The following is a 5,424-nucleotide window of genomic DNA, read 5'->3' as shown; positions in this document are numbered from 1 at the left end:
GGACGGATCATGTACCCGGGGCCGAGCACCAAGACACTCGCCCAGTTGCACGACGCCAATTTCAACGCGACCGTGGTGATTCAAGAGATCATGCAGACCAAACCGGGCCATCAAGATGACTACATCCGTGAGCTGGAGCGACTCTATGTCCCATGGTCGGAGCGCACGGGTAAGCGCTGGCTAGGGTCATTCACCACCACCTTCCGCTACAACGAGGTCATCCACTACTGGGCGCTCGACGGTGGCTGGCGGTGCTTCGCCGAGCACTATCCGTCGTGGAAGGATGACCCGCCGGCCGAGATCGTCACCTGGATGAGCGTGGCCCCGGCGCTTCGCGACGGCTGGGAAGACTCGATCCTGCAAGCTCTGCCGCCGTCACCGCTGCAATGAACGTCGCGTCGATGCAGGACTTCTCGTACGATCCATTCGACTCCGCGGTGATGGCCGACCCGCTGCCTTACTACCGGGTCCTGCGTGACCACCATCCGGTCTACTACCTGGACAAGTGGGATACGTTCGCGCTGTCACGGTTCGCCGATATCTGGGATGTGTTGGCGGTCAACGACGGAACCTTCGTTGCCTCGGAGGGCACCCTACCGCCCGCATCCATCCTTGGGCGGCACAACGACGGCCCAGTCGCCGACCCGCCGTGGCACCCGCTGCCGTTTCACGCCGTCTTCGATGCGCCGATCTACGACAGCGTCCGGCAGGCGCACAGCAAGCCGTTCCGGCCAAGAGCCGCAGCACAACTGGAGACCCGGATCCGCGCACTGGCCAACGAGCGGCTCGACATTTTGCTGGCGCGCGGCAGCTTCGACCTCACCCAGGAGTACGGCGGTATTGTCGCGGCGTCGGTGGTCTGTGAGTTCCTAGGGATATCAACAGAATTAGCGTCCGAGGTGTTGGCCGCGGTCAATGCGGGCAGCCTCGCCGAACCCGGCAGCGGCGTCGACACCGCGCAGTCACGCCCCAACTACCTGGACTACTTGATCCCGTCGGTCAAACAGCGCCGCGCCAACACCGCAGACCACTCGTTGCCGGTGGTGGACGGTCTGCTCGGCTATCGGCTGCCCGACGACAGCCCACTCGACGACGTCGAGGTGGCCACCCAGATGCTTTGCGTGTTCATCGGCGGCACTGAAACCGTGCCCAAGATCGTGGCCCACGGTCTGTGGGAGTTGTTGCGACATCCGGACCAACTCGCGGCCGTGCGGACAGACGCGAAAGCCAGCGTGCCGATCGCGCGCGAGGAGATGATCCGCTACTGCGCTCCCGCACAGTGGTTCGCCCGAACGGCGCGCAAACCGTTCACCATCCACGACACCACCATCGAACCGGGCCAGCGGATCATCACCCTGCTGGCGTCCGCCAATCGGGACGATCGCGAATACCCGCAACCCGATGAGTTCGTCTGGGACCGGCCGATCCAGCGCTCGCTGGCCTTCGGCCGAGGCCAGCACTTCTGTTTGGGCTATCACGTCGCACGTCTCGAGATTGCGGTCATGGTCGAAGAATGGCTGCGGCGGGTGCCGGATTACCGGATCATCGAGGAGTCCGCAATCCGGCCGCCGTCGAGCTTCCAGTGGGGCTGGAGCAGCTTGCCGGTGGAGGTCTGACATGTGGTCCTATCGGATCGTCGCGCCGTACCTGTTTGAGCAGACGTCGATCCCCGACAAGACACCCGAATGCCTGGCTGATCGCCAAGTGCTGTTGCGGTTCTTGGCCGCCGGGGTCTGCGGCAGCGACATGCCGGCCTTTCGCGGTGTGCGCGGCCCACTTCCGGGCGACGACGGACCCAGCGGCCCCGAAAAGGACGGCTTCCCGATCCACGAGGTTGTCGGGCAAGTCATCGCCAGCCGTCATCCCGAACATCGGTCCGGCGACCACGTTGTGGGTTGGGCGTCTTCGTTCGACGGTTTGATGGAGCGCGTCGTGACCGACGGAGACCAGGTGGCGCCCTACGATCCCGTGCTAACCCCTGCGCAGGCCATCGGCTTGCAACCGTTGGCCTGCGTCCTCTACGCCGTCGAGCAGTTGCCCGTCCTCGAGGGCCGGCGTGTCGCGATCATCGGCCAAGGCTCCATCGGGCTGCTGTTTTCGTACGTCGGGAAAGCGGCAGGCGCGCAGCATGTTACCGGTGTGGACCCCGTCGACCGCGCGGGCATCGCCGACAAGTTCGGTGTCGACACATTCGTGCGGGCCACCAGCGACCGGTGGGTCAGTCAGCTGGCCCGGGAGGACCGGCAGGACATCGTGATCGAAGCCGTCGGTCATCAGGTCGCCACCCTCAACCACGCGATCGACGCCACCGGCCCGTGCGGCACCGTCTTCTACTTCGGCGTCGCCGACGACGACAGCTATCCGATCAGTATGCGTACCATGCTTCGCAACAACTTGACACTGAAATCCGGTGTGACACTTGACCGCCGGCGGATGCTGGACCTTGCGAGCAAATTCGCCGCCGACCATCCCGGGCTGCTGGAAATGTATCTGACGCACACTTTCGGCCTCGACGAGGTTCAGGCCGCCTTCGAGTTGGCCTGCCGCCCGGTGCCCGGACGGGTGAAAATCGCGATCACCGAATCGGGTGCGGCATGACGTCGAGCCACCTGCAGCAGGCGCTTACCAGCGGAAAACCCGTGTGGGGCGGCTGGATTACCGGACCGACGGCCATCGGGCCCGAGGAATTCGCCCGCGCGGGCTACGACTACGTCGGTTTCGACGCCCAACACGGCTACCTCGACGACGCCGACATCGCCAACATCCTGCGTCGCCTCGAACACGTGCCGATCAGCACCGCGGTGCGACTGCCCGCTGCCGACCCGGCGCCGATCGGACGGGTGCTCGACGCGGGCGCCGACGCCATCATCGTCGCGATGATCGAGTCGGCCGACCAGGCAGCCGCCGCGGTCGCAGCGACTCGATACCCGCCCGCCGGTGTGCGAAGCTTCGGCCCGCTGCGAGCCAGCCTCGGCTACGACACCGCCGTGCTCGAGGCGCGGGTCAGCGTGTTTGCGATGATCGAAACCGCGGCGGCGCTCGCGGATGTCAGTGAAATATGCGCGGTGCCCGGGCTTTCCGGAATCTACGTGGGACCCGCCGATCTGGCGGTCTCGATGGGCGTCGAGGTCACCAAGGCGACCGCTCACCCCGCTGTGCGCGATGCGATTGCCGACATCCGCCGTGTCGCGTCAGCAGCAGGGCTAGTGGCCGGTATTCATGCCGGCGACGGCAAAGTCGGTCAAGCCATGGCCCAACTGGGTTTTCAGATGATCACGCTCGGGTCGGAATCCCAAGCATTGCGACGCGGTGCCGCGGCAGCCCTCACGGAAGCGACCGGCCAGTGACTCAACGCGTCGCCCTGGTAACCGGCGCCGCTCGCGGCCAGGGCTGGGCTATCACGCAACGGCTACGCGCCGACGGGTTTTTGGTCGCGGCCTGCGACATCATCGCCGACGAGCTCATTGACGCGGTCGAACGCCTCGGTGATGACGGGGTGATCGCGGTTCCGCTCGACGTGACCTCACCCGCGGAGTGGCAGCAGGCCGTCGCGATCACCGTCGAGAAGTTCGCATCGCTGACCTGCCTGGTCAACAACGCCGGTGTGCTGCACCGCGCCTCGATCGCCGACGAGTCGGCCGAAGGATTCGAAAAGGCCTGGCGGGTCAATTGTCTGGGCGCCTTCCTGGGTATCCGTGCCGCGCTCGATCAGCTGCGCGACGCCGACGGCGCGGCGATCGTCAACACCTGCAGCACCAGCGCCATCCGCCCGTTCCCGAAAAACACCGCCTACGGATCGTCGAAATGGGCGCTGCGCGGCCTGACCCAGGCCGTCGCGGCTGAACTCGCGCCGGAGGGCATCCGCGTCAACGCTGTATTTCCCGGACCGATCGCGACGCCGATGCTTGACGCCGAGACCCAGGCCCGGCTGGTGGTGACATCGGTATCGGGTCGGCTCGGCCAGCCCTCCGAGGTCGCCGACGCGGTTGCCTTCCTGGTTTCCGACCAGGCGTCATTCATCTCCGGCTCCGAACTCGTCATCGACGGTGGCCAGTGCCTGAAAATTCAATGAGGGGACTGTCAGTCGGCATCATCGGTGCTGGTCCCGGCGGCATCGCGTTGGGAATTTTGTTGGCACGAGCAGGCTTTCGTGACTTCACCATCTTCGATCGGGAAGACGGGGTCGGTGGGACGTGGCGGATCAACACCTATCCCGGGCTGGCCTGCGACGTCAAGTCGCATCTGTACTCGTACTCGTTTGACCTGAACCCGCACTGGTCGCGGCTGTGGTCGCCGCAGCCGGAGATTCTGGAGTACTTCGCGCGCTGCGTCGAAGAGCGACGCCTGCAACCACATCTGCGGCTCCGCACTGAAATCCGCTCCGCACGATGGGATGAGCGTGCACAGCGGTGGCAGCTGACGACCGCCGCGGGTGAACATCACGAATTCAACGTGGTGGTCTCTGCCGTCGGGCTGTTCACCCAGCCGGTGTTGCCCGAACTGGTCGAACAGGAACCGTTCACCGGCACGGTGATGCACTCGTCGCGGTGGGATCATTCGGTCGACCTCGCCGGTGCGCGGGTCGCGGTGTTGGGAACCGGATCGACGGCCTCGCAGCTGGTGCCCGAGCTGGCGAAGGTCGCGGGCCAGCTGTACTCGGTGCAGCGGTCGCCGACGTGGATATTGCCCAAACCGGATCGACCCTACAGCCGACGGGAGCGTTGGCTGTTCGCGCATGTGCCGTTCGCGAAAAAGTTCTATCGGACCCGGCTATGGCTGCGTAGCGAGGCAAATATCTCGGTGATCGAGCACGGCGGCGAGAAGACCCGGGAGTTCACCGCGATCGCCCTACGCCTGCTGGAGAGTTCGGTTTCTGATGAGCAGCTACGCCGCAAGCTGACGCCGGAGCACCCGATGGGGTGTAAGCGCTTGGTGTTTTCCTCGGAGTATCTGACTGCGTTGACGGAGCCGAATGTCGAGGTGCTGACCAGCCCGGCACGGTATCTGCGAGCGCGATCGCTGGTGATGCAAGACGGCACTGAACGTGACGTCGACGTGGTGGTGTGCGCAACCGGTTACGCCGCAGCCGACTACCTTGGCGAGATCGAGGTGACCGGCGAGGGCGGGGTCACGTTAGGCGATGTGTGGCGAGACGGGGCACATGCGTATCTGGGCATGGCCGTGCCCGGGTTTCCGAACTTCTTCATGCTGTATGGACCCAACACCAACGTGGGCTCCAACAGCGTGATCTTCGTGCTCGAAGCGCAGGCGCGCTACATCGTTCGGGCGCTGCGATATCTGCGGCGCAAAGGCAAGCCGTATGTAGCGGTGCGCCCGTCGGCGATGGCGGACTTCATCACCAAGATCGACCAGTGGATGCAGGGCACCGTGTGGACAACCCAGTGCAGCAACTACTTTCGCGCT

5 protein-coding genes and 1 pseudogene are annotated in these 5,424 nt (G+C 65.0%); all 6 read left to right on the top strand.

From position 1 onward, the window contains the following. Positions 1 to 390 (top strand): annotated as a pseudogene (locus tag WBF82_RS21520) (NIPSNAP family protein); the annotation flags it as partial. An 11-nt stretch (positions 391 to 401) separates the two neighbouring features. Further along, the gene (locus WBF82_RS21515) at positions 402 to 1,616 is read left to right on the top strand and encodes a cytochrome P450 (protein ID WP_424384956.1); all 1,215 of its coding nucleotides are present in this window, start codon (positions 402 to 404) and stop codon (positions 1,614 to 1,616) included. A gap of 1 nt (position 1,617) precedes the next feature. Then, on the top strand, positions 1,618 to 2,598 hold the full coding sequence (locus WBF82_RS21510) for a zinc-binding dehydrogenase (protein WP_424384955.1): 981 nt from the start codon (positions 1,618 to 1,620) through the stop codon (positions 2,596 to 2,598). Next, positions 2,595 to 3,347, top strand: coding sequence for an HpcH/HpaI aldolase family protein (locus WBF82_RS21505; RefSeq protein ID WP_424384954.1), 753 nt, complete (start codon positions 2,595 to 2,597; stop codon positions 3,345 to 3,347). Before WBF82_RS21510 ends, WBF82_RS21505 begins: the two co-directional genes overlap by 4 nt. Further along, positions 3,344 to 4,072 (top strand): SDR family NAD(P)-dependent oxidoreductase, encoded by a 729-nt coding sequence (locus tag WBF82_RS21500; protein ID WP_424384953.1) that lies wholly within the window; start codon positions 3,344 to 3,346, stop codon positions 4,070 to 4,072. Before WBF82_RS21505 ends, WBF82_RS21500 begins: the two co-directional genes overlap by 4 nt. Further along, positions 4,069 to 5,424: flavin-containing monooxygenase (locus WBF82_RS21495; RefSeq protein WP_424384952.1), on the top strand; the 1,356-nt coding region annotated here is incomplete at its 3' end. The genes WBF82_RS21500 and WBF82_RS21495, both read left to right, overlap by 4 nt.

The sequence above is a fragment of the Mycobacterium sp. genome, from assembly GCF_049673265.1.
Taxonomy (GTDB): Bacteria; Actinomycetota; Actinomycetes; order Mycobacteriales; family Mycobacteriaceae; genus Mycobacterium.
Note: the sequence above shows the minus strand (reverse complement) of the source record. Positions and strands in the feature narration are given on the sequence as shown.